Raw genomic sequence first — 25,536 nt, forward strand, 5'->3', positions numbered from 1 at the left:
TGGCTCGTGGGACGTCCGGGCGCCCCGGCGCCCTGCGCCGTCAGCCGCTCGTGAACCGCCGGGCCAGGCCCGCGAAGGCGTCCTGTTCGGCGGGCGTCAGCTCGACGGACTCCAGCTCGGGACCCGTACTCCGCTGCCGCGGCAGGGCCGTGAGGAGCGGCGCGGTGGCACGGCGGGGCGGGGTCAGGGGGCCCATGCGGCGCAGCAGGCGGATCAGGACGACGGCCCACGCGACGGCCGCCACAGCGAGGACGGCCACGCCGGTCAACTGGAGAGTCGGGACGTGCTCAGGCATGCGTCCCAGTACACATCACGGTCCGGGACTTTGGTCCCGGACCGTGACGTATCTCGCAGGTGGCGTGAACAACTCACAGCGAACTAAAGGGACAAGACGCGGCGGTGCGGCGGTCAGGCCGCGACCGGCTGCTTGGGCTCCTTCGCCGTGGCGGCCGCGTTCGCGGCGGGGTCGGTGGACGCGGACTCCGGGGCCTGCTTGCGCATGCCCTTGAGCAGGACGACCAGGGCCGTGGTGGCGCAGACGCCGGCGGCGATGGCGATGAGGTACAGCAGGGGGTTGCCGATCAGCGGGACCACGAAGATGCCGCCGTGCGGGGCGCGCAGGGTGGCGCCGAAGGCCATCGACAGGGCGCCGGTGAGCGCGCCGCCGACCATGGACGACGGGATCACCCGCAGCGGGTCGGCCGCCGCGAACGGGATCGCGCCCTCGGAGATGAAGGAGGCGCCCAGGACCCAGGCGGCCTTGCCGTTCTCGCGCTCGGCCCGGGTGAAGAGCCTGCCGCGCACGGTGGTGGCCAGGGCCATCGCCAGCGGCGGGACCATGCCGGCCGCCATCACCGCGGCCATGATCTTCATCGCGGAGTCGCTGGGATTGGAGACCGCGATGCCGGCGGTGGCGAAGGTGTAGGCGACCTTGTTGACCGGGCCGCCCAGGTCGAAGCACATCATCAGGCCGAGCAGGGCGCCGAGCAGGATCGCGTTGGTGCCGGTGAGGCCGTTCAGCCAGTCGGTGAGGGCGCGTTGGGCGGTGGCGATGGGCTTGCCGATGACGACGAACATCAGGAAGCCGACGACCGCCGAGGAGATCAGCGGGATCACCACCACCGGCATGATGCCGCGCAGGGCCGGCGGGATGGTGACCTTCTGGATGGCCATCACCACGCCACCGGCGATCAGGCCGGCCGCCAGGCCGCCGAGGAAGCCGGCGTTGATGGTCAGGGAGATCGCTCCGCCCACGAAACCGGGGACGAGGCCGGGCCGGTCCGCCATGCCGTACGCGATGTATCCGGCCAGGACCGGGACGAGGAAGCCGAAGGCGACGCCGCCGATCTGGAACAGCAGGGCGCCCCAGCTGTCGGCCTGGGTCCATATGAAGTGGTCCATCACCGACGGCGCTTTGTTGATCTTGTAGCCGCCGATCGCGAAGCCCAGGGCGATGAGGAGGCCGCCTGCGGCGACGAACGGGACCATGTAGCTCACGCCGCTCATCAGCCACTTGCGGAGCTTGGTGCCGTACCCCTCGGTGGAGTCTCCGGCCCGCTCGACCGGCGTGCCGGCCGACGCGGACGCCGGCGCGCTCGTCTCTCCGCGCGCCGCCTTCTCGCGCACCTCCGCGATGAGCTGGGCGGGGCGGTTGATGCCCGCCTTCACGCCCACGTCGACGGTCGGCTTGCCGGCGAAGCGGTCCTTGTCACGGACCGGGACGTCGTGCGCGAAGATCACGGCGTCGGCCGCCGCGATCACCGCCGGGTCCAGCCGGGTGAAGCCGGCCGAGCCCTGCGTCTCGACGACCAGTTCGACGCCCGCCTCACGGCCCGCGTTCTCCAGGGACTCGGCCGCCATGTAGGTGTGGGCGATGCCGGTCGGGCAGGAGGTCACGGCGACGATACGGAAGGGGCGCTCGGCGGAGTCCCCACCGGAGCCGGCGCCGGTGTCCGCGGGGGCGGCCTGGGCGGGGGCGGATGCGCCCGGCGCCTGCGCGGTGGTGCCCGCTGCGGCGCCGGCGGAGGCCGCCACCGGCGCCGCAGCGGTGTCTTCGGAGCCGTTCCCGGCGTCCACGGCGCCCCCGACGGCCTGCGCGGAGGCGCCCTGAGCAGCGCCCGCGGAAGCGTCCGCGCCCGTACCCGCGCCCCCAGCGCTCGCCGTGTCATCCGTGCCGGTGTGCGCGCCCGCGCCTTCCTCGGGCGAAGCCGCCTGCGCCGCGCTCGGCGTCTCCTCCCCGCGGATCAGCGCCGCCGCCCTCTCCGCGTCGGTCACCGCGCGCAGCGCCGACGTGAACTCGGTGTTCATCAGCTGGCGGGCGAGCGAGGAGAGGATCGTCAGGTGGGCGTCGTCGGCGCCGGCCGGGGCCGCGATCAGGAAGATCAGGTCGGCCGGGCCGTCCGGGGCGCCGAAGTCGATGCCGGCCGTGCTGCGGCCGAAGGCGAGCGTCGGCTCGGTGGCGTGGGCGCTGCGGCAGTGCGGGATGCCGATACCGCCGTCCAGGCCGGTCGGCATCTGGGCCTCGCGGGCCGCCACGTCGGCGAGGAAGCCCTCCAGGTCGGTCACCCGGCCCTGGGCCACCATGCGCTCGGCGAGGGCGCGCGCCGCCGCTTCCTTGGTGTCGGCGGACAGGTCGAGATCGACCAGGTCCGCGGTGATCATGTCACTCATCGCGGGCTCCTCTGCACGCGTATCGCCCGGGGAGAGGGGTGGGCGGAGGTGGGGACGGGGGTGCGGTGGGGGGAGACGGTGGAAGTCGGGACGGTGACCGCGGCGGAGGACGGGGAGTTCCGCGACGGCCGGTGGGGAGAGACGGTGCCGGCCGGGGCGGTGACCGTGGCCGAGGACGGGGAATCCCGCCACAGCCGGTAGGGAGAGACGGTGCCGGCCGGGGCGGTGACCGAGGACGGGGGCTCCCGCCACGGCCGGTAGGGGAAGGCGGCCGGGGCGATGACCCCGGCGTACGACAGGGACTCCCGCCACGGCCCGTGGGCAGCGGTCGTGCGACGACGGCCCAGGGGGTTCACGGCACCGGCTCCGTCAGCTCGCGGTCGAGGGGGATCTCGGCCGTGACGGTCACCGCCGACGGGTCCAGGTCGGCGGGGGTCGGCATGACGCTGCCGGGCAGTTGTACGGCGGCGGCGCCGTGGGCGACGGCGGAGGCGAGGGCCTCGGGGCCGCTGCCGCCGGCGATCAGGAAACCGGCGAGGGAGGAGTCGCCGGCGCCGACGTTGCTGCGGACGGCGTCCACGCGCGCGGTGGCGTACCAGGCGCCCGTGTCCTCGACGAGGAGCTGCCCGTCCGCGCCCAGGCTCGCGAGGACGGCGCGCGCGCCCATGGCGCGTACCTCCTCGGCCGCCTTCAGGGCGTCGCCCACGGTCGCCAGGGGGCGCCCGACGACTTCGGCGAGTTCCTCGGCGTTGGGCTTGACCACATCGGGCCGGGCGCGCAGCGCCTCCAGCAGCGCGCGCCCCGAGGTGTCCAGGGCAATGCGCGCGCCCCCGGCGTGCGCCTCCGTGACGACATCGGCGTACCAGGAGGGCGCGAGCCCCCGGGGCAGGCTGCCGCAGCACGCGATCCAGTCGGCGTCGCGCGAGTGCTCGCGGATGGCGGCCAGGAGCAGGGCCTGCTCGGGCGCCGACAGTTCCGGCCCCGGCGCGTTGATCTTGGTGAGGATGCCGTCGGACTCGGCGAGCGCGATGTTGGAGCGGGTGTCTCCGGCGACCGGTACCGGCGCGACCTCGATGCCCTGCGCGTCGAGCAGGTCGGCGACGAGCGCGCCCGGCGCACCACCCAGGGGCAGAACGGCGACCGTGCGCCGCCCGGCGGCCGCGACCGCGCGCGAGACGTTCACGCCCTTGCCGCCGGGATCCATGCGCTCGGTCTCGGCACGGACGACCTCGCCGCGCTTGAGGGCCAGGACCTCGTAGGTGCGGTCCAGCGAGGGGTTGGGGGTGACGGTGAGGATCATGCGCGCACTACTTCCGTGCCGCCGCGCTCGATGACGGCGGCGTCTTCAGGGCTCAGTCCGGTGTCGGTGATCAGCAGATCCACGTCGCCCAGGTCGCCGAACCGGGCGAAGTGCTCCTGGCCGTGCTTGGCGGAGTCGGCCAGCAGGACCACGCGGCGGGCGGCGGCGACCGCGGCCCGCTTGACCGCGGCCTCGGCGAGGTCCGGGGTGGTCAGCCCGTGCTCGGCGGAGAAGCCGTTCGCGGCCACGAACAGCACGTCGGCGCGGATCTCGCCGTACGCGCGCAGCGCCCAGGCGTCCACGGCGGCGCGCGTACGGTGCCGTACGCGCCCCCCGACCAGGTGGAGCTGGATGCCCGGGTGGTCGGCGAGGCGGGCGGCGATCGGCAGGCTGTGCGTGACCACGGTCAGGGAGGCCTCCAGCGGGATCGCGGCGGCGACCCGGGCGACCGTCGTGCCGGCGTCGAGGATCATCGTGCCCTCGGCCGGCAGTTCGGCGAGGGCCGCCTTGGCGATGCGGTCCTTCTCGTCGGCCGCGGTGGACTCGCGCTCGGCGAGGTCCGGTTCGAAGTCGAGCCGGCCGACCGGTATGGCGCCGCCGTGCACCCGGCGGACGAGGCCGGCGCGGTCGAGGGCCTTCAGATCGCGGCGGATCGTCTCAGCGGTGACCTGGAACTCCTCGGCGAGCGACAGGACGTCCACCCGGCCGCCGTCACGCGCGAGCCGGAGGATCTCCTGCTGCCGTTCCGGTGCGTACATCTCGCTGGCCTCCGACTCGGTGTCCGTTCGCTTCTGAGTGATGCCCGAACGTGTGGTTTCAGTTGGGAGGCTACGCCGGGATTTCCGGAAAGTAAACAGGTTCGGGCTTCAGTCGGACATGATCGGGCGTCCGGCCGGACACAGCGGCACGCGAAGGGCCCGGCACCCCGCGGGTGCCGGGCCCGGGTGGGCGCGGTTCTCAGTGCACCAGTTCCGGCTCCCGCGCCGGGGCCGGGGCGTCCGCTCCCTCCACGTGCTGCGCCGGCCGCTTCGGCAGGGCGGACATCAGCAGGAAGATCGCGGCCATGATGCCGGCGACCCACCACAGCGCGTGCTGGAAGGCGTGCACGAAGGCCGGGCCGACCTGGGCCGGGGCGAGCCGGTCGCCGATCTCGCCGAAGAACACCACCGACACCAGGCCCAGGCCGAGCGCGTTGCCCATCTGCTGCACCGTGTTGATCAGCCCGGACGCGGACCCGGCGTGCTCACGCGGCACCTCCGAGAGCACCGCATCCGTCAGCGGGGCGACGATCAGCCCCATCCCCGCGCCCATCACGACCAGCGGCAGGGCCATCTGCCAGGACGCGATGGCGAGGCCGTACCGGTGCGCCTCCCACAGATAGAGCAGGACGCCCACGGCCATGATCAGCGCCCCCGCCCGGAGCACCTTCCGCCCGAACCTGGGGACCAGCTTCTGCACCGACATCCCGGCCGCCGTGGACACCGCCAGCGAGAACGGCACGCCGGTCAGCCCCGCGCGCAGCGGGCTCCAGCCCAGACCGATCTGCATGTACAGCGTCCAGACCAGGAAGAAGATGCCGAGCGCGACCCCGAAGACGGTCTGCACGGCGATGCCCGCGGCGAAGCTCTTCACCCGGAAGAGGGACAACTCGACGAGCGGGGAACCGTCCTTGGCCGCCTTCCGTTTTTCGTACGACACCAGCGCGGCGAAGACCACGAGTGCACCGGCCATGCAGAGGTGGCCCCACAGCGGCCAGCCCAGCTCGCGCCCGCGGGTGAGGGGGTACAGCAGCATCAGCAGGCCCAGCGAGACCAGGGCGACACCGACCAGGTCCAGCTTCAGCGCCTTGGGGGCCTTCGATTCGGTGATGAAACGGCGTCCGAGCAGCCAGGCGACGACGCCCACGGGGAGGTTGATGAGGAAGATGGGCCGCCACTCGAGTCCGAACAGGTTCCACTCCGTCAGCAGCGCGCCCAGCAGCGGTCCGGAGACCGCGCCGAGGCCGACGATCGCGCCGAACAGGCCGAAGACCTTGCCGCGTTCGTGCGCCGGGAAGGTGGCGTGCACGATCGACAGCACCTGCGGCACCATCATCGCCGCCATGCCGCCCTGCAGCACCCGCGAGGCGACCAGCATCTCCGGGTTCACGGCGAAGCCGCACAGGGCGGAGGCGAGGGTGAAGCCACCGACCCCGATCAGGAACAGCCGCTTGCGGCCGTGGATGTCGCCGAGACGGCCGCCGGTGACGAGACCCGCGGCGAAGGCCAGCGCGTAACCGGCCGTTATCCACTGGATCTGGCTGACCGAGGCGTGGGCGGTCCGCTCGATGGACGGGATGGCGATGTTGACGATCGTGACGTCGACGAGGTCCATGAAGGCGGCGGCCATGACGATCGCCAGCGCGAACCAGCGGCGGCGGTCACCAGGCTCCTGCCGAGCGCTGAGGGTCTGTTCCGTGGAGGTCATGCCGTCACGCTAGGACCCCATTAGGTCAGATCATGTCCTAGAGGTACGGCATCCTCGACAGCATGACGACGGACACACCGGCACGGCTGCTGCAGCTCCTCTCACTCCTCCAGACGCCCCGCGAGTGGCCCGGCGGCGAGCTGGCCGAGCGGCTGGGGGTGTCTCGCCGGACCGTGCGGCGGGACATCGACCGGCTGCGGGAGCTGGGCTACCCCGTACAGGCCACGAAGGGCTCCGACGGCGGGTACCGGCTGGTGGCGGGCAAGGCGCTGCCGCCGCTGGTGCTGGACGACGAGGAGGCGGTGGCGATCGCGGTGGGGCTGCGGGCCGGCGCCGGACATGCCGTGGAGGGGGTGGACGAGGCCTCGGTGCGGGCCCTGGCCAAGCTGGAGCAGGTGCTGCCGTCCCGGCTGCGCCACCGGGTGTCCACGCTGCAGGCGGCGACCACGGCACTGACCAGCGGCGACGGACCGAGCATCGCCCCGGAGACGCTGACCGTGATGGCCTCGACGGTGGCGGGGCACGAGCGGCTGCGGTTCGCCTACCGCGACAAGGACGGCGGCGAGTCGCGGCGGCTGACCGAGCCGCACCGGCTGGTGTCGACCGGGCGGCGCTGGTACCTCGTCGCCTACGACCTCGACCGCGCCGACTGGCGGACCTTCCGGGTGGACCGGGTGAGCGAGCCGTTCGCGACCGGAGCCCGGTTCACACCACGGGAGTTGCCGACGGGAAGCGCCGCGGAGTATCTGCGGCAGTCCATCCAGGGCCGGCACGACACCTACGAGTTCGCGGTGCGGTTCGCCGCACCTTCGGAGCAGGTCTCCGCGCGGGTGCCGGCCTGGCTCGGAGCGCCGGAGGACGACGGGAAGGGAGGCTGCGTCCTACGGGGCGCCTTCGGCGGCCCCTTGGAGTGGCTGGCTGTGCGGCTGGCGATGACGGGGTACGACTTTACGGTGTGGGGGCCGGACGAACTTGCTGAGTGTGTACGGGAGTTGGGCGGGCGGTTGAGCCGGGCGGGGGGTGGGTGAACTGACAGGATGTGTGGCAGCCTGGTTCTGTTCGGGGTGACGGCCTGACACGGCTCGTCGGTGACGGCCCGGTCCTGTCCGCGGGTGACGGCCCGACACGACTCGTCGGTGACGGCCCGGTCCTGTCCGCTGTCCGTGGGGCGGCCAAGCGCTGTCCGTGAAGGACGGCTGGCGGTGTCCGTGAGGGGACGGCTAGTGCTGTTCGCCGGCCTGCTCGCCGCCCCAGCGGAAGTTGCGCAGGGAGGCGAGGTTGCGCAGCGCGAGGGCCGCGGGGCCGTCCGGTCCCGTGGGCGGGGCGGTGGTGGTGGCCCAGGACTCCACGGCCACGCGGACGGCGGCCCCGGCGACGGCGGCGGCGAAGCGGAGGTCGGGGGTGACCGGCGTCGACGGGGCATCGCCGCCGTTTGACGCCATGCGGCTCGCGAGGATCTCGGCCAGGGTGCGCTCCGAGGCCTGGCACACCTCGGCCCAGACCTTGCGCAGGGCGGGGCCGGCCTCGGCGAGGCGGATCAGGGTGCGGACCCATTCCCAGGACGCCGTGGAGACTCCGGCGCCCGGGGTGAGGGTGTGACGGACGGCGTGCTCCAGGGCCTCGGGGACGCCGAGGCCGGCCGGGGCCGAGCGGACCGCCTCCGCCCAGCGCTGGGCGCCCGCCGCGTAGAGGGGGGCGACCGCTTCCTCCTTGGTGGCGAAGTAGCGGTAGAACGTGCGCGGTGCGATGCCCGCGGCCTGCGCGATGTCCTCGGCGCGGGTAGCGCGCAGGCCCTGGCGGACGAACAGGGCGGCCGCCGCCCGTGCGATCTCCATCCGGGTCTCGGCCTTCCGGCGTTCGGTCAGCGAGACCGGTGCGGGAGCGGAATGCGGCTGGTCGGAGGTGCCTGAGAGGGGACCGCGGGCGGGATCGGGGGTGGTGCTCATCCCGGCAGGCTATGCCTCTGTGGCAGAATCTGCCATCCGACGGTCCACCCCGGGGTTCAGGTACGGGGTGGACCGTCGTCTCCAGGATGCGGACGCCTTCGCGCTGCTCCCCCATGCGCTGGCCAGATGTGGACGCTCGGGCAGCGCCCCCGTTGGCCCAGGCATGCGGCACGCGATCAGTGAGGCCCAGGTACTGGCCGCCGAGCGGTAGTTGGCAGCGGATGCACGATGAAGCCGGGCCTCGGCACCCGGGGGGGATAGATGCCGAGGCCCGGCTGGGAAGGTCCCGGCGCCGGGGGGTGTGCGTCGGGACCTGGCTCTGTGGCCTGGGTGGTGCGGTGTGGGCCCGTGGGGTCGGCCCGGTCGGCGTGCTGCGTGGGGAGTGCGGTTCCCGGGCCCGGCTGCTGTGGGGCCCGGAAGGGTTTTTCCCGTGGGCCCGGGAGTTGAAGCGACGGGACAGCGCCATGTTTGCGCCGTCTTCTGCCCCCGGCGTGCGCTCCCCCCAGGCACCGTACGCCCAAGGGCAACACCCGCCCCGAGCGGCGTACCCGACAGGTCACGCACCCCGAGGGGCATGCCTGCAGCCGCCCCTGCCCCGCTACGCCGCCGCGTCGAAGCCGGTCTGGCGGGCCAGCTTCTTCAGTTCCAGGAGGGCGTGCTTCTCGATCTGGCGGATGCGTTCGCGGGTGAGGCCGTGCTCCTTGCCGACCTCGGTCAGAGTGCGCTCGCGGCCGTCCTCGATGCCGTACCGCATCTTGATGATGGAGGCCGTGCGCTGGTCGAGGCGGCCGATCAGGTCGTCCAGCTCCTCGCTGCGCAGGAGGGTGAGGACGGACTGCTCGGGGCTGACCGCGGACGTGTCCTCCAGCAGGTCGCCGAACTGGGTCTCGCCCTCGTCGTCCACCGACATGTTGAGCGAGACCGGGTCGCGGGCCCAGTCCAGGACGTCGATGACGCGCTCAGCCGTCGCGCCCAGCTCCTTGGCGATCTCCGCGGGCTCCGGGTCGCGGCCGTGCTCGCGGTTGAACTCGCGCTGCACGCGGCGGATGCGGCCCAGCTCCTCCACCAGGTGGACGGGGAGCCGGATGGTGCGGGACTGGTCGGCGATGGAGCGGGTGATGGCCTGGCGGATCCACCAGGTGGCGTACGTGGAGAACTTGAAGCCCTTGCGGTAGTCGAACTTCTCCACCGCGCGCACCAGGCCGGCGTTGCCCTCCTGGATCAGGTCGAGCAGGGGCAGGCCGCTGCGCGGGTAGCGCCGGGCCACGGCCACGACCAGCCGGAGGTTGGAGCGGATGAAGACGTCCTTGGCCCGCTCACCGGCGGCCACCAGCGCCTCCAGCTCCTCGCGGGAGGCGTTCGTCGCCGACTCCTCCTCGCCGTCGAGGATCTGCTGCGCGAACACACCCGCCTCGATGGTCTGGGACAGCTCGACTTCCTTTGCGGCGTCGAGCAGCGGCGTACGCGCGATCTCGTCGAGGTACATGCCGACCAGGTCGCGGTCCGCGATCTCGCCGCCATGAGCGCGAACACTGCTTGCCGAGTCGGCCGTCTCGCCGGTGGCGGACTGACGACGGGCGACGGCACGGGTTGCCATGCGTGCTCCCTTGCGATGGTGGGCTGGCGGGTGGTCCTGATGAACGCTCGGCACCGAGGGAAGGGTCTGTGGGACCCTCTCCGAGTGCCCTGCATCCGTGGGAAACAACGACTGGAATCCGGACAGAATTCCCAACCCGCCCCCCAATTTTTCTGATCATGCAGTATCCTGTCCGCCCGATCTCCTCCCACACGGGGGACGTGATGCCGACGCGACGTTCAGAAGTGCAGGTCAGGCCGGGAGCCGAGGAGGATCTCGGCGCCCTCACGGCGATCTACAACCACTACGTGCGTGAGACGGCCATCACTTTCGATACCGCGATCTTCACTCCGGAAGAGCGCCGCCCTTGGCTGCTCTCCCACCCGGAAGACGGCCCGCACCGCCTGATGGTTGCCACGGACGCGGAGTCACAGGAGATCCTGGGGTACGCCACATCCAGCCCTTACCGGCCGAAGCCCGCGTACGCCACCTCCGTGGAGACGTCGGTGTACGTCGCCCCGGACACGGGCCGGCGCGGCGTCGGCACGCTGCTCTACGACGCCCTCTTCAAGGCGCTCGCGGACGAGGACGTGCATCGCGCCTACGCCGGGATCGCCCAGCCGAACGAGGCCTCCGAGCGGCTGCACGCCGGCTTCGGCTTCCGGCACGTGGGCACGTACCGCGAGGTGGGCCGCAAGTTCGGCCGCTACTGGGACGTGGCCTGGTACGAGAAGGAGCTGTGAGGCGCCTCCGGCCCGCACGGGGACCGTGAAAGGCCCCCCGGCTCAGCCGAACTGCACGGACCGCTTCGCCATGCCCATCCAGAACCCGTCGATCACGGACTTCTGCGCGGCCGGCTCGCCGCCCGCGTCCGCAGCGCCCATGGTGACGAAGAGCGGGGCGAAGTGCTCGGTGCGCGGATGGGCGTAACGGCCGGCCGGGGCCTTGTCCAGGAAGTCCAGCAGGGCGTCCCAGTCGCGGGCCTCCAGGGCGCGCCGGCCCCAGTCGTCGAACTCGGAGGACCAGCTGGGCACGCCGCCGCCCGTGTGGCGCAGGGCGGCCAGGTTGTGGGTGAAGAAGCCGGAGCCGATGATCAGCACGCCCTCGTCGCGGAGCGGGGCGAGCCTGCGGCCGATGTCCATCAGGCGCACCGGGTCGAGGGTGGGCATGGAGATCTGCAGCACCGGGATGTCGGCGTCGGGGAACATCTCGACGAGGGGGACGTAGGCGCCGTGGTCGAGGCCGCGGTCGGGGATGTCCTGGACGGGGGTGCCGGGGGCGCGCAGCAGCTTGCGCACGGACTCGGCGAGCTCGGGGGCGCCCGGGGCGGGGTAGCGGACCCGGTAGTAGTGCTCGGGGAAGCCCCAGAAGTCGTAGACGAGCGGGACGGTCTCCACGGCGCCCAGCGCGAGCGGGGCCTCCTCCCAGTGGGCGGAGACCATGAGGACGGCCTTCGGCCGGGGCAGCCCTGCCGACCAGGCGGCGAGCTGGCCGGGCCAGACGGGGTCGTCGGCGAGCGGCGGGGCGCCGTGGCTGAGGTAGAGGGCGGGCATGCGCTCCTTGGCGGTGGTCATGACGGCTCCCCTGCTCTCCTGTCCATTGCTTTCATTTCACTGCCTGAACTGCTTTAACTCTCAAGCTCTCATCACGAGAGTACGCCCCACTTGGTTCAATTTTCAAGGAGCTGCCTCGTACAGTGGAACACATGAACACGGCACCGGACTCCGCCGCACGGCACCGCTGGCTCACCGACGAGGAACAGCGCGTCTGGCGCGCCTATCTGCACGCCACCACCCTGCTGGAGGACCACCTCGACCGGCAGTTGCAGCGGGACGCGGGCATGCCGCACATCTACTACGGCCTGCTCGTCGGCCTCGCCGAGGCGCCCCGGCGCCGGCTGCGGATGACCGAGCTGGCGATGCAGGCGAAGATCACCCGCTCCCGGCTGTCGCACGCGATCGCCCGGCTGGAGAAGAACGGCTGGGTGCGGCGTGAGGACTGCCCGTCCGACAAGCGCGGCCAGTTCGCGGTGCTGACCGACGAGGGTGCCGAGGTGCTGCGGCGCACCGCGCCCGGCCATGTGGCCGCCGTACGCCAGGCGCTGTTCGAGCGGCTGTCCCCGGAGCAGCAGAAGGCCCTCGGCGAGATCATGGAGATCGTCGCCGAGGGCCTCCAGCCCGACGAAGCGGGTGCGGACCTTCCCTGGCTCCGCTAGGTCCGCCAGGTCACCGTACGGCCGCTCAGTGGGCCACCACCGGCACCGGCACCTCGTCCTCGATGCCCTCGCCCTGTCCGGAGGCGACCGGGGTGGAGCCCGGACGGCCGGCGTTGACGAAGGTGAAGGCGATCAGGGAGGCGAGGGCGAGGATGCCCACGGCGAACCAGATCGCGGTGCTGTAGCCGTGCACCATGCCCTGGAGCCCGACCAGCTGCTGCTGCGGCTTGGAGGCGGCCTGGGCGATGTGGTCCTTGACGTACGAGGTGGTCGCCGAGGCGGCGATGGTGTTCAGCAGGGCGGTGCCGATCGCGCCGCCCACCTGCTGCGAGGTGTTGACCATCGCGGAGGCGACACCGGCGTCCCGGGGCTGGACACCCGCGGTGGCCAGGGACATCGCCGGCATGAAGGCCGTACCCATGCCGAGGCCGAGCAGCACCATCGCGGGCAGCAGCTGGGTGCCGTACGAGGAGTCGATCTTCAGCTGGGTCAGGATCAGCATGCCGAGCGCGGCGACCAGGAAGCCGGGGCCCATCAGGAAGCGGGCCGGGATCCGGGTCATCAGCCGGGTGCCGATCTGGGTGGAACCGGTGATCATGCCGGCCACCATGGGGAGGAACGCGAAGCCGGTCTTGACCGGCGAGTAGCCCTTCACGACCTGCAGGTAGTAGGTCAGGAAGAGGAACAGGCCGAACATGCCGATGATCGCGAGGCCGAGGGAGAGGTAGATCCCGCCGCGGTTGCGGTCGGTCACCACGCGCAGCGGCAGCAGCGGGGCCTTGACCCGGGCCTCGACGAAGGCGAAGGCGCTCAGCAGCACCGCGGAGGCCACGAACATCGCGATGGTGACGCCGTCGCCCCAGCCGTCGGACTCGGCGCGGGTGAAGCCGTAGACCAGGGCGATCAGGCCGAGGGAGGACAGGACCACACCGGGGATGTCGAGCGGGGAGCGGTTGCGGCCGCCCTCGGGCTCACGGATGACGAAGTAGGCGCCGGCCGCGGCGACGACGGCGAACGGGACGTTGACGAAGAAGGTCCAGCGCCAGTTCAGGTACTCGGTGAGGAAACCGCCGAGGATCAGGCCGACGGCACCGCCGCCGCCCGCGATCGCGCCGTAGATGCCGAAGGCCTTGGCGCGCTCCTTGGCGTCGGTGAACATCACCGCCAGCAGCGACAGGGCGGCCGGGGCGAGCAGCGCGCCGAAGACGCCCTGCAGGGCGCGGGCGCCGAACATCATCGGGCCGGTGGTGGCGGCGCCGCCCAGCGCGGAGGCGAGGGCGAAGCCGGCCAGGCCGGTGACGAAGGCGCGCTTGCGGCCCCACTTGTCGGCGATACGGCCGCCGAAGAGCAGCAGACCGCCGAAGGCGAGGGCGTAGGCGGTGACGACCCACTGCCGGTTGCCGTCGGATATCCCGAGGTCGGTCTGGGCGGAGGGCAGGGCGATGTTCACGATGGTGGCGTCGAGGACGACCATCAGCTGGGCGAGCGCGATGAAGACGAGCGCCTTCCAGCGGTTGGCGTCGCCGCCCGGGGCGACGGCGCCGGGAGCCTTGAGGGCTGTTTCGGACATGGAGGTACCCACTTCGGGACTTCGTGACGGAAAAGTCGGATCAGGATGCGATGACGAAAGATCGGGGTGTGGTGCGGGAAAGCCAGGATGTGGTGGTGGAACGGTCGGAGTAGGCGGATAAAACGGCCGGTGAGCAATCGGCGAATGCCGGCGGCGGACGACCGTCTGCGAACGACGACGGACGAACCACCGACGAACAACGACGGTCGAACCGCCTTCGAACGGCGGCGGAGCAGCAGGGCACCGGCCCGGCGGCTCGTCGACGCTGACGGCCGGCAGTCGGGTGCAGTGATGGACTCGGGTCGGGGGCCGAACTAATCGGTCAGCACGCGCGCAGCTCCTGGACGGTGACGGCCCTGCCCGGCAGGGCGGAGCGGGCGGGCGCCCGCAGGCCGTCGAGGAAGATCTGAAGGTGGCGGTGGACGAAGCGGTCGCCGCGCAGGCAGTCCGTGCCGGCCGGGGGCCGGCTCAGCTGGGCCACGGCGATCAGCAGGTCGCCGACGCCCACGTCGGCCCGCAGCTGACCGGCCGCCACGGCCCGGCGCATGACCTCCTCGACGAGCTGCTCCACGCGCCGGCGCGAGGCCTCCAGGTCGGGGTGGTGCTGGTCGAAGGTGCTGGAGATCATCGGGCACAGCGCGCTGATCCGCTCGTCGGCGGCGGTGTGCACGAAGTGCTCCAGCGCGGAGAAGGCGTCCCCGCTCTCCGCGAGGGCGACCTCGGCCGCCTCGGCCGTACGGTCCATCACGGAGCAGACGACCTCGCGGACGAGGGCCTCGCGGTCGGGGAAGTTGCGGTACACCGTGGCGTTGCCGACCCCGGCGCGGCGGGCGATCTCGTCCAGCGGCACGTCCGGGCCGTGCTCGACGAACATCTCCCGGGCGGCGGCGACGATCCGCTCCCGGTTGCGCACGGCGTCGGCACGGGGCCGGGACACCTTGCGCGGTGCGGGGCTGGTCGCGGTCGGCACGTCGTACTCCTCGTGGTGTGGAACTGGGTCGACTGGTCCTTAGCTCGTACGCCCTGAGGATCCGGGGAAGCAGTCCCCGTTTCGCTCGGACACAGGTCTAAACGGGGAGAGGATCCCCGGTTATTTCCCCTACCGGAAAAGAGTCGCTGTGACCTGAGACACACTCACATCCCGCCAGGATTCACTCCGGTGCAGGCCCGCATTCCCACGATCGGTCTCCTCCAGCGCGCGACCCGCACACCGCCGACACAGGGTGAGCGCAAGGGTGCAGCCGGAGACCTGCGGCTGCCGTGGAGCGAAGGGTCCATGCATGCCGCCGCAGCCGCCCCGCCGCATATCCCTTCCCGCAGGAGCCCCCAGGGGCGGTTTCCGGCGCGCCGCGCGGAACGTGCGCGCCGACGGCATGAGCACGGTGGACGGAGTCACCGAGACGGACGGCGCCGCCGAGACGGGCAGCGCCGCCGAGACGGGCGGCCGGAGCGGAAGGGGCGAGGTGCGCCGGCGCGCACGCCGTCGCATACGCCCGCGCCGGGTGGCCGCCCTGGCCGTGGTGACCGCACTGACCCTCACGGTCAGCACCTCGGCCGGGACCGGACACCTGATGGCGCCCACCACCGCGGGCCCCGTCGGCTCGGCCCGCTCCCTCCTCGTCCCCTGCGCCGTCCACGGCGGTGTCGACGTGCAGATGACCGAGGGCATGCCAACCCCGCACGGCTACGCCCGCTCCACGGGCACGCTCCGCGCCCTGACCCTGATGATCGACTTCTCCGACGCGCCCGGTGAGGGCAGCGCCATGGACCGCTTCCACGAGTTCTTCCCGCAGACCCAGCAGTGGTTCCGGACCGCGTCGTACGGCCGTCTGGACTACCGGCCGCAGACACCCATCCCCACCTGGCTGCGAATGCCCAGGCCCTTCAAGGAGTACGGCATAGACCGGGGCGCGCCCTTCGACCCCGGTTACCGGCAGCTGGTGCAGGACATCGTGGCCGCCGCCGACCCGAGGGTGAACTTCCGCGACTACGACATCCTCAACGTCCTGGTCACCCCGAACGCCGGTCCCTCCGCCCTGGACACGGTCCTGTCCGTCACGTTCGCCGGCAACGGCGACGCCCCGGTCGCCGACGGGGTCCCCGTCGCCAACGCGTCCTTCGTCTACTCCCGGCAGGACGACGGCTCCGGCTCCTACTCCCGCACCGGCTACCGGGTGCTGCCGCACGAGAACGGCCACACCTTCGGCCTGCCCGACCTGTACACCCAGGACGGCGGGGGCGCGGTCGGGCACTGGGACATCATGAGCGAGGACTGGGGGGCCGACAACGATCTCCTCGGCTGGCACAAGTGGAAGCTGGGCTGGCTGGACGGCTCCCAGGTGGGCTGCGTGGCGGGCCGGGGCACCGTGGAGTACCAGCTGACACCGCTGTACAAGCCGGGCGGCGGCAAGCTGGTCCTCGTCCCCCTCAGCTCCCGGAGCACCTACGCCCTCGAGGTGCGGGAGCAGGGCGGCAACGACGAAGTGGTCTGCCGGCCGGGCCTGCTCGTCTACAAGGTGGACGGCGGCATCGACACCGGCCGCGGCCCGATCACGGTCTACGACAGCCACCCGCACAGCACCGGCTGCACCCACAGCCCCAACGTCCAGACGGAACTCTCCGACGCCCCCCTCACCCCGGGCGAGACCTTCAGGGACCCCGCCCACGGGATCACCGTCCAGGTGGTCAGCCGGGATCAGGACGGGGGGTACCGGGTGCGGGTTTCCCGGGGATAGGGGCGGGGGTTTCTCCGGGGCGGGGGCCAGGGTTCCTCGGGGGCTCGGTGCGGTTGGCCCCCTGCACCGTCTCCCCAAGGGGAGACCGGGCGGGGTTTACCGTAGGCGTGCCCGATTGCCGTACCGGAGAGCCGATGCCCGCGAACAGCGCAGTGGAGACCGACACCCGTGTCGAGGCGGGGGAAACGGTCGGGCCGTTGCTGCGCGGGGTCGGGGTGCTGCGGCGGCTGACCGAGGCGGGCGGCACGCTGAGCCCGAGCGCGCTGGAGAGGGCCACCGGACTCGCCCGCTCCACGGTCGACCGGATCACCGCGACCCTGGCCCGCATGGACTACGTCCGCCTCGACGGCCGTGACGTCGTCCTCTCCCCCCGCGTGATGGAGCTGGGCAACGCCTACCTGGCCGCGCTCCGGCTGCCCGAACTGCTCGGCACCTACGCCGACGCCCTCGCCGACGAGCTGGACGAATCCGTCTCGCTCGCGGTCGCCGACCTCGACGGCATCCGCTTCATCCACCAGGCCACCCGCCGCCGCGCGATGTCGGTCAGCTTCCGCATCGGCGACCTGCTCCCGGCCGAACGCACCGCACCGGGCGCGCTGTTCGCGACCGAGTGGACGCAGCCTGACTGGACCCGCTGGCACACCCGCCGCGCAACGGACCCCACGGACGCGGCCTTCCCCGCCGTACCGCCCCGCCGGCCCGGGACCGGAGGACCGGCGGACGCCCCACCCCCCGACTCCGCCTTCATGGAGCGGGTGGAAGGGGCGCGCCGGGACGGCTGGGCCGTGGACGACCAGCTGATCGAACCGGGCCTGGTCGCCGTGTCCGTACCGGTGCGGGATCCGCACACCGGCCGTCTGGCCTGCGTGGCGAGCGTGGTCAGCCACACCAGCCGGCACTCCGCCGCCGACCTGCGCGGCAGCCTCCTGCCCCGCCTTCGTACGGCGGTGACGGCGATGGAGACCGAGCTGCGCGCCGCGCCGCCGCGGCCCGGCCCGCCCCCCTCGGGCCTGGCTACCTGGACGACGGAGTCCAAGCACCATATGGGCCGGGACTTCGTGGAATCGCTGGCCCGGGGACTGACCGTGCCGACCGCGTTCGGCGAGGGCCGCACGGCGCTGTCCCTGAGCGACGTGGCACGGGCGACCGGCCTGGCCCGGGCCACGGCCCGCCGCGCCCTGCTCACCCACGAGCACCTCGGCCTGGTGCAGACCCTGCCCGACCGCACCTTCGCCCTGACCCCGCGCGTCCTGGACCTCGGCTTCCCGCCGCTGTCCCGCACCACGCTGCCCCGCCTCGCCGAGCCGCACCTGCGCGCGCTGGCGACCCGGTTGCACGAGCCGACGGCACTGGCGGTCCTCACCGCCGACGGCACGGAGATCCAGTACACGGCCGGGGCGGGCGCGAGCCGCGTCCTGACCGTGCACATCACGGTCGGCGCACGCCTGCCCGCCGCGGAGACCTCCCTCGGCCGAGTCCTCCTGGCGGACGCCGGCACCCCCCTCCCCCCGGTCCTCGCCGAGGTACGCGCCCAGGGATACGCCCTGGTCGACGAGGAACTGGAGTCGGGCCTGCGGTCCATCGCCCTACCGGTACGGGACCGGGCCGGCCGCGCCGTCGCCGCACTGAACGCCGCCACCCACGCGGCCCGCCGCACCCTCGAGGACTGCGTCCACGACGTCCTCCCCGCCCTGCGCGAAACCGCCGCCCGCATCGAGTCCGACCTCCACACGGCGTCCCGCTTCACCCCCATCCCCACCTCCTGACCCCTCCCCGCACCCCACCACCCGCCACGCCCCACCCGCTACACTGTCGACCGGTGACTCCGTCACCACCGCTCAGCACTGCCTTCGTAGCTCAGGGGATAGAGCACCGCTCTCCTAAAGCGGGTGTCGCAGGTTCGAATCCTGCCGGGGGCACCACGTCTGACCAGGCGCGGAGCATCGAACAGCCCCCTCGGAGTGGTCTCCGAGGGGGCTGTTCCGTGCCTGGTGGGGACGAAGTGGGGACGCGGCGTGTGTGCTGTATGTGTGCCGGCCGCTGCTGTCTCCGCCGCGGCTACGCGGCGGACTGGTCCTCGGCGGCCGAGGCCGGAGAGGCATCCGGTGCCGGCCGGGGCATGGGGCGCACCGCCACGTGGGCGCCGCTGGTGCTCGTGAACGAGGACGCCGGGGCTTCCGCCGATCCGGCGGCGGTGACGGCCTGCGGGCCCCCGGCCTCCGTCTGCGCGCCCTGCCGCGTCGTCTTGCGCGGGACGAGGGACACGGGGGGGCCGCGGCCTCGAGTTCCATCCGCGGGAGGACGCTCGTGTAGGTGTCGGCGGTGATCTTGAACGAGGAGTGTCCGTGCAGGACCTGAATGGCCTTCATGTGGACGCCGGCCGCAAGGGGCAGCGTGGCGGCGCAGTGGCGCAGGTCTGGAGCCGGATCGGCGGCAGGCCCAGCTTCTGGACCAACCGGTTGAAGACCTGCGAGAGGTACTCCGGGTGGTAGGGGCGCCGTCCTCCCAGGTGATGACGCGACCGGAGTCGGCGTACGGCCCGTACTTCCTCGGCTCCTCCCGGTGCTTCTCCTCCCACTCCGCGCGTTGAAGATCGTGGGCAGGAAGCGGAGGGCCGGGGCCGGCGCCTGCTGGCGGGAGCGTGGCCTCTCGTCGTGGGCGCGGTCGGGTCCGCCGTCGTGCTCCGTGACGAACAGTTGGACCATGGTCGGCCCAGCATGTTCTCCAGCACCCGGCAGGCGTCGGGACGGGGCAGTGTCAGTAACTCCCCGCCGTACCAGCGTCGAACTGGCGTGGAGAGATCTGGAAGGACGCCAGGCGGGGGTCGCGGACGAGTCCGCCAACCGGGCGGCGGCCCGCTCGTACTGCGCGGCGAAAGCCTCGTACGTCGTCAGGTGCCGTTGCTGGAGCAGCTGCCGGAACAGCGTCGTCCGTGGCATGGCCCGCCCTCCCGGTGCGGCGTGCGGGACCGACGCGTAGGCGCGTGCCGGCAGTCGGCTTCGCCCGACCCCACTGCGGCGACATACCCGGCACCGTCCCGGTACGCGCCGACCTGATCAACGCTCAGCCACAGTGCCCGCACCAGCTCCGGGACGAAGTCTGCCCCTTGCGAGCGAACCCCTCGACGCCTCGTGGTACGCGCGGACGTCCAACACCGGCCCCATCACTCCGGCCTCCGCGCAGTCAGCGCTTCGACGAGGCGGCGCTGCTGCTCCTCACTCGCCATGCGCCGGACTCTCCCGCCGGCGAATACGGCAAGGCACTGCCATGCATCACAGCTCAGGGCGGTGGAAGACGGCGAGCGGCCCGTAGTCGGTGGCCATCGCGGCGTCGAGTTCCGGGTGGGCGGACAATCGCTCCCGCCGGATCCCGACGATGTCCGGCCATACGGCCAGTCGCTCTCCCGAACCGACCAGGATGCGGTCCCAGTCCTGCTCGCCCGATGTGCCCACACGGTCGGTGACGAATCCGAGGCAGTGCGCGGCATCCTGGTCGAGCGTTCGCACCAGGGCGGTGACGGCCTCCTCTCGATCGGCTGAGGGCACGTCGGCGATCTGGACGGTGACCTTCTGAGTGGACGGTGCCAGGCGCTGTACGTTCGCGGTGACGGGCTGGTCGTACGCCATCCAGCACTGGAACTCGAGCTCGTAATACTGGCCGTCGACCAGAGAGGCGGCCAGCAGGTCGCGGCCGCCCACAAGCGGCTCTCGCCTGCCGTACGCGCGCTCGCGGAAGCCGAAGAGAGCGTCCGTGAGGGGGTGCGTGACCGAGAGGCCCGCGGTGCCGAGCTGCTTGATGAGCGCCTGGCTCGAAGCGGTCGTCAGCTCCGGCAGGTACCAGGTGAGGAAGGGCTTCAGGGCGGTGCGCCGGGGGTCGGAGTCATCCGAGGCGTCCCGGCCGAAATACTCGTTGAAGATCTCAAGGGCCCGCTCGGGGGAGAGGGCGGGGCTCGCGTAGTCGTTGGCCCGGATGTGGGCGACGAACTCCGCGGGAAGAGCGACGTGGTGCCAGCGTACATAGTGCTCCAGCTCGGCAGGCCACAGCCAGGTGCCGTCAGTGACGAGTGACCCGGCGCCGGAGATCCACGCGTCCCGGGTGATGACGTCCCGTTCGGCCCCCATGGTGGAGTAGATCTCGGTGGACGATTCCAGGTAGGCGGCGATCCTGTCCTCGTCCCACTCCCCGGCCGACCTGACCGCATCGTGAACGGATGCGCCGGTGCCCGACGGGGTGCCGTCGGCGCCGAACTCCTGATAGAAGCCCACTTGCTTGATCAGTCTCTCCAGTCGAACCGTGGGCTCAGTGGGTTAATGGGCAGGTCGGCCAGCATCCACCCTTAGCAGTCGCGGGGGGCTGGTTCAGCCGAGCTAAGCCGCCTGGCCAGCCGCCGGAACGAACGCCAAATACTCCACGTCATGCGCGCGGACCTGGACGGACGTGCGCATGCGAACGCCTCTGACGGGTCGCTTCGTGTCACCAGGGCAGCGGATCAGGACGGCGGTTCCACCACCAGCCGCGTTCCGAGGCCACGCCCTCCGCGCGGGCCAGCTCCTTGTCGAGCAGATCACCGGTGTCCTCGACTGTCAGCTCGGCGAACAGGGCGTCCAAGGGTTGCAGTGCGTTCCGGAGCAGTGCAGCCAGGCTCTCCGGAAGCTGACGACGCACCCGCTCCAGCTCGTCTCGCGCCTCGAGCCGCTCGCGATAGAGGTCTGGCGGGCACCAGCCGGACGGAGCCCATGCGGCTTCAAGGTGCCGTACGAGCTTCTCCCAGGCGTGCAGGCGAGTGCTCGCCGTCCACAACGGCGTTCCTGTGGTGCCGGTCTCTTGCAGGTGCGACCTGTTCAGTACCGCATCGAAGGCATCGGCAAGCGGGGTTGCAATCTGCTGTTCACGGACCACTTCCGGGATGCGAGCGACGGTCACATCCGGAAGCTGGTCGACTGGAGTCTCCACCCTGTCGATCGAGAAGCGAGGTTCTTCATCGTCGGACTGGTACAGGCGCGCCCGCGTGACGAGTCCTTCTGCCGTGGCCAGCCAGTACGCACTCGGCGGCGCTTCCCCCGCCGAAAAGAGCACCACGACCTCAGCGGTCCGGGCGAAGGCCGAGGCAAGCTCGCGCTCGCTCGGCTGCGGTTGCAACGCTTCTTGGACGTAGATGTCCAGGGAGGTGGACACATCCCCTCGGAGCGTTGCGATGTCGCACAGCACCAGAGCATCCCAGTTGCGCTGATCCTGGTCGCTGGCCTCGTCCGCCACGTCCACCTCCTGCACAGGCACCTGCAGGCACTGGGCAAGCGCGGCCGCGACGGTGTCGGAGGTCGTGGACTCCACGGTGAGGAGGTTGTACGTCATTGCGCGTAGGTCCCGTTGTAGATGTCCAGGGCCTTCTGGACGGCCTCTGGATTGTTGGTGAAGCGTGGATTCCGAGTGAGCTGCGGTGCGGCGTTGATGTCTCCCTTGGCCTTCACGAGCTGCTGGAGTGCGGCGTACTCGTTCCGGTCAAGCTTGGCGATGCCCTTACCGCTGTCGGGGTACACCCTGCCTGTGTCCTCGACTCCGTAGCTGCGTCCGTTCACCTCGTAGCGGCTGGTGCTCGGGTTCCAGGTCGCCTTGCCGGCGGCAATGTCGGAGACATCCTGGTTAATGTCCTGCTCGTAGCCGCGAAGGACGACACTGTTCACCTCCCTGACCTCGCCGCGGCCGGCTCCGGAGATCGTATGCCTCGCGTTCGGGGGCTTGAGCTCCTTGCCCGCTGCAGGTCCTTCCACGCCGCTCGCCGTGGGCCACGGCCCCTTTCCCGGCCCCGTCCCTCCGGCGCCGGGATCGCCCACCCTCATCGCGTAGCGGTCGCCGGCCGTAAGGCCGTCGGAGGCTCCGGCGAGTTCACCCGGGAGTCCGGCCAGGGCCATACGTGGCCCGGCCAGATCGATGTCGATGGTGTCGAAGAAGCTGCTCAGAGCTCCGGAACGAATAGCCTGCGCCGTCGAGCCCGCTCCTCCGAGGAAGCCGCCGAGTAGGGCGCCGGACACGCCGACATCGCGGGCCTCGGCGAGGCTGAGGCCCTTGCTGTCGCCTAGGGCGATGGACATCGGCTGTGCGACGGCAAGGTCCACTGCGATTGACTCGACGCCGGCGAACGCTGCCGACGCCAGGGTCGTGCCCGCGATGGCGGCGATCTCCTCCGACACCGCCACGCCGAGGCTGGCGGCGGCGTCAGCGATCCCGGCTGCCACCGCCACGGCGGCGTCCTCGGAGAGGCTGAAGGTGACGACGGAGAGGACCCCGCCGACCACGAGCGTGGCGCCGGCGATCTCCAGCTCGTGTTCGAGCTTCTTCTTCGCCCCGTGCACGGCGTCCGCGTACGCGTCCAGCGCCTTGGCCATGGCGCGGGCGGCATCGGCCAGATCCTTCAGCCAGCCGCGCCCGTCGTAGTAGTAGCGGCGCCAGAACGGGTCGTCGAAGGCCGATATGGCCTCGCCCTTGTTGTGCTCGATGATGGTGCGGGCCGCCCTGTTGGCACCCGACGCGACCTTCTCCACGTCGTCGGCGAAGTCCCGCCACGTCTTCGCTGCATGCCGCAGCCCGCCCTCGTCCGCGGCCGGCCACCACATGCCGGTCATGTCCTGGACGATCTTGCGGGCCTTGTCCGCGACGCTCACCGGTGCGCGCCCTTGCCGCCGTGGTCGACGGAGATGCGGCTGAACATGCTCCGGACCAGCTCTTCGTTGTCGACGTGGCCGTCCGCCATGTCGGCCATGGCCTCACGGATGCTGGCCAGGCCGTCGACGAGGATCTTGGTGGCGCGCTCGATCTGCTTTACGTGCGGGCCGTACACCTTGTGGAACTTCTGACCCTGCTCGTCGTCACCCCATGGCGACCCGGCCGCCTCCAGCGCGTGCTTCAGCTTCGTCAGGGCGTGTGCGAGAGCAGTGCTTTCGTGTTCGAAGTGGGGCGCTGCGGCCTTGAGGTCAGCGATCTTGATGTCAAGTATCTTGCCGCTGTCGCTCATGATGTGACGTCTCCCCCTCCGTTGACTGCCCGGACGTTCGACCCTAGCTTTCGATCACCTCTTCACGACCGCATGAGCCCAAAGGGTCAGTAAAGGCCGACCTACTGACCAAGAGTTCTCTCAAAGTTTAGAGCGTCACGTCGACGAATAGGCTCCGCCGGTGACAACGCCGAACCGATTCCAACTCACCTTCGACGGACGCTCTTACGCCTTCGCTGTCGACGGTCAGGACGTGGACGCGCCTGTGGCGGCGGTTGACGTGCACGCCACTCCTCATGACCTCCCGCGCGTCGTCCTGCACCTCAGCTCCACCGAGAGCTGGCCGACCGCCCTAGATCTACTCGCACGCGTGGAGGTCGGTGGGCGTCCGGATCCTGGTCCGGCTGCGGCCTCCTTCCTCGGGGCGATGGACCCCCTCGTGACGAACTGGACGAGCAGACGGGCGCGTCGGAACCGGGCGGCCGCGCGCATGAGCTGCTGTGGGAAGGGGCGGGAGCGATCACTGTTCGAATCCTGCCGGGGGCACGGAGAGAAGGGCCGGCTCAGAGGGTTTCCTTCTGAGCCGGCCCTTCCGCGTTTCTCGGGTGGTGCCACAGGCGTGGCACCAGCCGGCCGGAGTCAGCTCGGCTTGCTTGGCGGCGATCAAGTCGCCGCGGCCAGGTACGACCTCGGAGCCCCATACGCAAGCGCAGACCGAACCCGTAAGGTTCCCGCATGGTGACTGCGACTGTCCGTGAGTGGCGTGACGAGGAAGGGTGGGGAGTGCTCGACTCCCCGGAGACGCCCGGTGGTTGTTGGGGTCACTACTCCCACATCCAGATGGAGGGGTTCCGCACGCTGTCGCCGGGGCAGCGGGTAGAACTCCATTGGGAAGCCCCTGGCTTCAAGCAGGACGGGTACGACTACCGGGCCGTGCACATCGTGCCTCGGCCGGCCTGACATCCACCGTTGATCGTGGCCGCATGCGTGCCGTTACCCGGAGGAGTCCTGGGCCGGATGCGGAGCGGTCGTCGGGGTGAAGAGGCTCAGGCGGAAGGCGGTGGGGTGCGTCTGGCGTCCGCAGAGCCTGTCCAGCCGTACCGCCGTCCAGTCGATCCCGGTGGGGGAGGTTCGGAGACGGCGGATGTGGGCGTTCCATTCCGACTCGTCCTGGGTTTCGAAGAGCACCTCCCAGTGGCCGGCGTCAGGCGCGAGACGGTCGGCAGCTCGCTGTGCCTCTTCCTGTTGCCGGCGTCTTCTTTTGTGCTGGCGTGGCATCGGTTCAGCATCGCTGATCGAGGGCGTGCGGTCGACCGAGCGGTCGTCGTTGTCGCCAGGCGTGGCGCACAGCGCACACTGTTCCCGTGTCCAACTCCTATGCGCAGCCCATTCTGAGGACGGCCGATGCCGGGGAGGGCTTGCGTACGGTTGCGCGGTTGCTCGAGGTCGCTGACACCAGCGGGCTCGAGGTCGATTACGAGGCGGTGGTCTCCTCCGGCTCGGTGCTGACCCGGTTGCTGGAGTTGCTTCCGCGTGCGGAGTGGTGGGCGGAGGGTGGCGTCGGTGGTGGGGAACATCTGCCGGTCCGGGTGCGGAGTTGGGGGAATGGCCCTGACGTCGTCCTGCCGCTCGTGCGGGCCGGCGGGTCGGAGCCGGCGGCTGTGCGCTGGGACTTCGCGGGCTGGCCTGCGGCGCCCGAGGTGGGGCTCGGTGTGGGGGGCTCGCGGGGTGCGTTCGTGACGCTGTGCCTGAATGCCCTTGATCTGGATCTGGAGCATCCCGCCGCGGAACACACGGTCTTCGTGCACGTCAAGCAGGTCGAGGCCGCGAGGGCCCCGTGGCTGGCCGCTCGGGTGGGGCGGCGGGTGATCGGTGAACTGGTCATGGCGCCCTACTGAGGCACCGGGCCGGGTCCGCCGGTCCGGGTGTTCCGCTTCGGGGCGAGCCGGCAGGCCAGGAGCAGGGTGCTCGGCACGGCGGGGAGGAGCGCGCCGCGGAGTGTGGCGCCCAGGCCGCCGTGGAGTCCATCCGGCTGTAGGGGCTGTCCGGGGAGACCAGGACGGTCATCGA

The 25,536-nt window shown here is 71.4% G+C and carries 25 protein-coding genes and 1 tRNA gene; 9 read left to right on the forward strand and 17 right to left on the reverse strand.

From position 1 onward, the window contains the following. Positions 1 to 40 precede the first annotated feature (40 nt). The 6 genes from ACGFZN_RS11750 to ACGFZN_RS11775 all read right to left on the reverse strand — a co-directional run bounded on the left by ACGFZN_RS11750 (position 41) and on the right by ACGFZN_RS11775 (position 6,436). A complete protein-coding gene (locus tag ACGFZN_RS11750) occupies positions 41 to 295 on the reverse strand; it encodes a hypothetical protein (RefSeq protein ID WP_393858282.1) in 255 nt (84 codons plus the stop codon). A 113-nt stretch (positions 296 to 408) separates the two neighbouring features. Next, positions 409 to 2,670, reverse strand: coding sequence for a fructose-specific PTS transporter subunit EIIC (locus ACGFZN_RS11755; protein WP_393858283.1), 2,262 nt, complete (start codon positions 2,668 to 2,670; stop codon positions 409 to 411). Then, on the reverse strand, positions 2,667 to 3,026 hold the full coding sequence (locus tag ACGFZN_RS11760; protein WP_393858284.1) for a hypothetical protein: 360 nt from the start codon (positions 3,024 to 3,026) through the stop codon (positions 2,667 to 2,669). Before ACGFZN_RS11760 ends, ACGFZN_RS11755 begins: the two co-directional genes overlap by 4 nt. After that, positions 3,023 to 3,970 carry a 1-phosphofructokinase gene (gene pfkB / locus ACGFZN_RS11765; protein WP_393858285.1) on the reverse strand — a complete coding sequence of 316 codons (948 nt, stop codon included), beginning with the start codon at positions 3,968 to 3,970 and terminating at the stop codon, positions 3,023 to 3,025. The genes ACGFZN_RS11760 and pfkB overlap by 4 nt, the downstream gene beginning before the upstream one ends. Beyond that, positions 3,967 to 4,728: a DeoR/GlpR family DNA-binding transcription regulator gene (locus ACGFZN_RS11770; protein WP_393858286.1), complete on the reverse strand. Its 762-nt coding sequence runs from the start codon at positions 4,726 to 4,728 to the stop codon at positions 3,967 to 3,969. The genes pfkB and ACGFZN_RS11770 overlap by 4 nt, the downstream gene beginning before the upstream one ends. Positions 4,729 to 4,927: 199 nt before the next feature. Next, positions 4,928 to 6,436 (reverse strand): MFS transporter, encoded by a 1,509-nt coding sequence (locus ACGFZN_RS11775; RefSeq protein ID WP_393858287.1) that lies wholly within the window; start codon positions 6,434 to 6,436, stop codon positions 4,928 to 4,930. Between the two features lie 62 nt (positions 6,437 to 6,498). Between ACGFZN_RS11775 and ACGFZN_RS11780 the strand changes: the two genes are divergently transcribed. Further along, on the forward strand, positions 6,499 to 7,464 hold the full coding sequence (locus ACGFZN_RS11780) for a helix-turn-helix transcriptional regulator (protein WP_393858288.1): 966 nt from the start codon (positions 6,499 to 6,501) through the stop codon (positions 7,462 to 7,464). A gap of 192 nt (positions 7,465 to 7,656) precedes the next feature. Here the strand turns inward: ACGFZN_RS11780 and ACGFZN_RS11785 are convergent, their stop codons facing one another. Continuing rightward, positions 7,657 to 8,382: a TetR/AcrR family transcriptional regulator gene (locus tag ACGFZN_RS11785; RefSeq protein ID WP_393858289.1), complete on the reverse strand. Its 726-nt coding sequence runs from the start codon at positions 8,380 to 8,382 to the stop codon at positions 7,657 to 7,659. Positions 8,383 to 8,980: 598 nt separating this feature from the next. Further along, positions 8,981 to 9,979, reverse strand: a complete 999-nt coding sequence (locus tag ACGFZN_RS11790; RefSeq protein ID WP_393858290.1) for an RNA polymerase sigma factor RpoD/SigA — start codon at positions 9,977 to 9,979, stop codon at positions 8,981 to 8,983. Between the two features lie 203 nt (positions 9,980 to 10,182). Between ACGFZN_RS11790 and ACGFZN_RS11795 the strand changes: the two genes are divergently transcribed. Then, the gene (locus tag ACGFZN_RS11795; RefSeq protein WP_393858291.1) at positions 10,183 to 10,701 is read left to right on the forward strand and encodes a GNAT family N-acetyltransferase; all 519 of its coding nucleotides are present in this window, start codon (positions 10,183 to 10,185) and stop codon (positions 10,699 to 10,701) included. A gap of 42 nt (positions 10,702 to 10,743) precedes the next feature. Here the strand turns inward: ACGFZN_RS11795 and ACGFZN_RS11800 are convergent, their stop codons facing one another. Further along, a complete protein-coding gene (locus tag ACGFZN_RS11800; protein ID WP_393858292.1) occupies positions 10,744 to 11,532 on the reverse strand; it encodes a dioxygenase in 789 nt (262 codons plus the stop codon). A gap of 131 nt (positions 11,533 to 11,663) precedes the next feature. Between ACGFZN_RS11800 and ACGFZN_RS11805 the strand changes: the two genes are divergently transcribed. Beyond that, entirely contained in the window at positions 11,664 to 12,173 is a 510-nt protein-coding gene (locus ACGFZN_RS11805) for a MarR family winged helix-turn-helix transcriptional regulator (RefSeq protein WP_393858293.1), read from the forward strand. A gap of 25 nt (positions 12,174 to 12,198) precedes the next feature. Here the strand turns inward: ACGFZN_RS11805 and ACGFZN_RS11810 are convergent, their stop codons facing one another. Together ACGFZN_RS11810 and ACGFZN_RS11815 are read right to left on the reverse strand one after the other, a co-directional pair. Continuing rightward, a complete protein-coding gene (locus tag ACGFZN_RS11810; protein WP_393858294.1) occupies positions 12,199 to 13,743 on the reverse strand; it encodes an MFS transporter in 1,545 nt (514 codons plus the stop codon). 322 nt (positions 13,744 to 14,065) lie between these two features. Continuing rightward, positions 14,066 to 14,713, reverse strand: coding sequence for a TetR/AcrR family transcriptional regulator (locus ACGFZN_RS11815; protein WP_393858295.1), 648 nt, complete (start codon positions 14,711 to 14,713; stop codon positions 14,066 to 14,068). A gap of 403 nt (positions 14,714 to 15,116) precedes the next feature. Between ACGFZN_RS11815 and ACGFZN_RS11820 the strand changes: the two genes are divergently transcribed. From ACGFZN_RS11820 to ACGFZN_RS11830, 3 genes are all read left to right on the forward strand, one after another. Then, positions 15,117 to 16,478: a M6 family metalloprotease domain-containing protein gene (locus ACGFZN_RS11820; RefSeq protein ID WP_393858296.1), complete on the forward strand. Its 1,362-nt coding sequence runs from the start codon at positions 15,117 to 15,119 to the stop codon at positions 16,476 to 16,478. A 134-nt stretch (positions 16,479 to 16,612) separates the two neighbouring features. After that, positions 16,613 to 18,244 carry an IclR family transcriptional regulator C-terminal domain-containing protein gene (locus tag ACGFZN_RS11825; protein ID WP_393858297.1) on the forward strand — a complete coding sequence of 544 codons (1,632 nt, stop codon included), beginning with the start codon at positions 16,613 to 16,615 and terminating at the stop codon, positions 18,242 to 18,244. 80 nt (positions 18,245 to 18,324) lie between these two features. Beyond that, a tRNA-Arg gene (locus ACGFZN_RS11830) sits at positions 18,325 to 18,400 on the forward strand. Positions 18,401 to 18,536: 136 nt separating this feature from the next. Here the strand turns inward: ACGFZN_RS11830 and ACGFZN_RS11835 are convergent. Beyond that, positions 18,537 to 18,743 carry a hypothetical protein gene (locus ACGFZN_RS11835; RefSeq protein ID WP_393858298.1) on the reverse strand — a complete coding sequence of 69 codons (207 nt, stop codon included), beginning with the start codon at positions 18,741 to 18,743 and terminating at the stop codon, positions 18,537 to 18,539. A gap of 80 nt (positions 18,744 to 18,823) precedes the next feature. On the opposite strand from ACGFZN_RS11835, the gene ACGFZN_RS11840 reads away from it, so the two are divergent. Continuing rightward, on the forward strand, positions 18,824 to 18,970 hold the full coding sequence (locus ACGFZN_RS11840) for a hypothetical protein (RefSeq protein ID WP_393858299.1): 147 nt from the start codon (positions 18,824 to 18,826) through the stop codon (positions 18,968 to 18,970). Between the two features lie 780 nt (positions 18,971 to 19,750). On the opposite strand, the gene ACGFZN_RS11845 is transcribed toward ACGFZN_RS11840, so the two are convergent. The 4 genes from ACGFZN_RS11845 to ACGFZN_RS11860 all read right to left on the reverse strand — a co-directional run bounded on the left by ACGFZN_RS11845 (position 19,751) and on the right by ACGFZN_RS11860 (position 23,487). Continuing rightward, positions 19,751 to 20,743: a hypothetical protein gene (locus ACGFZN_RS11845; protein ID WP_393858300.1), complete on the reverse strand. Its 993-nt coding sequence runs from the start codon at positions 20,741 to 20,743 to the stop codon at positions 19,751 to 19,753. A 208-nt stretch (positions 20,744 to 20,951) separates the two neighbouring features. After that, positions 20,952 to 21,830 carry a hypothetical protein gene (locus ACGFZN_RS11850; protein ID WP_393858301.1) on the reverse strand — a complete coding sequence of 293 codons (879 nt, stop codon included), beginning with the start codon at positions 21,828 to 21,830 and terminating at the stop codon, positions 20,952 to 20,954. Next, a complete protein-coding gene (locus tag ACGFZN_RS11855; protein WP_393858302.1) occupies positions 21,827 to 23,098 on the reverse strand; it encodes a hypothetical protein in 1,272 nt (423 codons plus the stop codon). The genes ACGFZN_RS11850 and ACGFZN_RS11855 overlap by 4 nt, the downstream gene beginning before the upstream one ends. Before the next feature lie 35 nt (positions 23,099 to 23,133). Next, positions 23,134 to 23,487, reverse strand: coding sequence for a WXG100 family type VII secretion target (locus tag ACGFZN_RS11860; RefSeq protein WP_393858303.1), 354 nt, complete (start codon positions 23,485 to 23,487; stop codon positions 23,134 to 23,136). 714 nt (positions 23,488 to 24,201) lie between these two features. Between ACGFZN_RS11860 and ACGFZN_RS11865 the strand changes: the two genes are divergently transcribed. After that, positions 24,202 to 24,426: a cold-shock protein gene (locus tag ACGFZN_RS11865; protein ID WP_393858304.1), complete on the forward strand. Its 225-nt coding sequence runs from the start codon at positions 24,202 to 24,204 to the stop codon at positions 24,424 to 24,426. 33 nt (positions 24,427 to 24,459) lie between these two features. Here the strand turns inward: ACGFZN_RS11865 and ACGFZN_RS11870 are convergent, their stop codons facing one another. Next, positions 24,460 to 24,654 (reverse strand): hypothetical protein, encoded by a 195-nt coding sequence (locus ACGFZN_RS11870; protein WP_393858305.1) that lies wholly within the window; start codon positions 24,652 to 24,654, stop codon positions 24,460 to 24,462. Positions 24,655 to 24,830: 176 nt separating this feature from the next. Between ACGFZN_RS11870 and ACGFZN_RS11875 the strand changes: the two genes are divergently transcribed. Then, a complete protein-coding gene (locus ACGFZN_RS11875; RefSeq protein WP_393858306.1) occupies positions 24,831 to 25,364 on the forward strand; it encodes a hypothetical protein in 534 nt (177 codons plus the stop codon). Positions 25,365 to 25,536 lie beyond the last annotated feature (172 nt).

This window comes from Streptomyces sp. NPDC048192, from assembly GCF_043202415.1.
Lineage (GTDB): Bacteria > Actinomycetota > Actinomycetes > Streptomycetales > Streptomycetaceae > Streptomyces.

Coding starts and splice junctions, on each gene's coding strand:
- ACGFZN_RS11750 (WP_393858282.1), bottom strand. CDS start 295: ATGCCTGAGCACGTCCCGACTCTCCAGTTGACCGGCGTGGCCGTCCTC.
- ACGFZN_RS11755 (WP_393858283.1), bottom strand. CDS start 2,670: ATGAGTGACATGATCACCGCGGACCTGGTCGATCTCGACCTGTCCGCC.
- pfkB (WP_393858285.1), bottom strand. CDS start 3,970: ATGATCCTCACCGTCACCCCCAACCCCTCGCTGGACCGCACCTACGAG.
- ACGFZN_RS11770 (WP_393858286.1), bottom strand. CDS start 4,728: ATGTACGCACCGGAACGGCAGCAGGAGATCCTCCGGCTCGCGCGTGAC.
- ACGFZN_RS11775 (WP_393858287.1), bottom strand. CDS start 6,436: ATGACCTCCACGGAACAGACCCTCAGCGCTCGGCAGGAGCCTGGTGAC.
- ACGFZN_RS11780 (WP_393858288.1), top strand. CDS start 6,499: ATGACGACGGACACACCGGCACGGCTGCTGCAGCTCCTCTCACTCCTC.
- ACGFZN_RS11785 (WP_393858289.1), bottom strand. CDS start 8,382: ATGAGCACCACCCCCGATCCCGCCCGCGGTCCCCTCTCAGGCACCTCC.
- ACGFZN_RS11790 (WP_393858290.1), bottom strand. CDS start 9,979: ATGGCAACCCGTGCCGTCGCCCGTCGTCAGTCCGCCACCGGCGAGACG.
- ACGFZN_RS11795 (WP_393858291.1), top strand. CDS start 10,183: ATGCCGACGCGACGTTCAGAAGTGCAGGTCAGGCCGGGAGCCGAGGAG.
- ACGFZN_RS11800 (WP_393858292.1), bottom strand. CDS start 11,532: ATGACCACCGCCAAGGAGCGCATGCCCGCCCTCTACCTCAGCCACGGC.
- ACGFZN_RS11805 (WP_393858293.1), top strand. CDS start 11,664: ATGAACACGGCACCGGACTCCGCCGCACGGCACCGCTGGCTCACCGAC.
- ACGFZN_RS11810 (WP_393858294.1), bottom strand. CDS start 13,743: ATGTCCGAAACAGCCCTCAAGGCTCCCGGCGCCGTCGCCCCGGGCGGC.
- ACGFZN_RS11820 (WP_393858296.1), top strand. CDS start 15,117: ATGAGCACGGTGGACGGAGTCACCGAGACGGACGGCGCCGCCGAGACG.
- ACGFZN_RS11825 (WP_393858297.1), top strand. CDS start 16,613: ATGCCCGCGAACAGCGCAGTGGAGACCGACACCCGTGTCGAGGCGGGG.
- ACGFZN_RS11850 (WP_393858301.1), bottom strand. CDS start 21,830: ATGACGTACAACCTCCTCACCGTGGAGTCCACGACCTCCGACACCGTC.
- ACGFZN_RS11855 (WP_393858302.1), bottom strand. CDS start 23,098: ATGACCGGCATGTGGTGGCCGGCCGCGGACGAGGGCGGGCTGCGGCAT.
- ACGFZN_RS11860 (WP_393858303.1), bottom strand. CDS start 23,487: ATGAGCGACAGCGGCAAGATACTTGACATCAAGATCGCTGACCTCAAG.
- ACGFZN_RS11865 (WP_393858304.1), top strand. CDS start 24,202: ATGGTGACTGCGACTGTCCGTGAGTGGCGTGACGAGGAAGGGTGGGGA.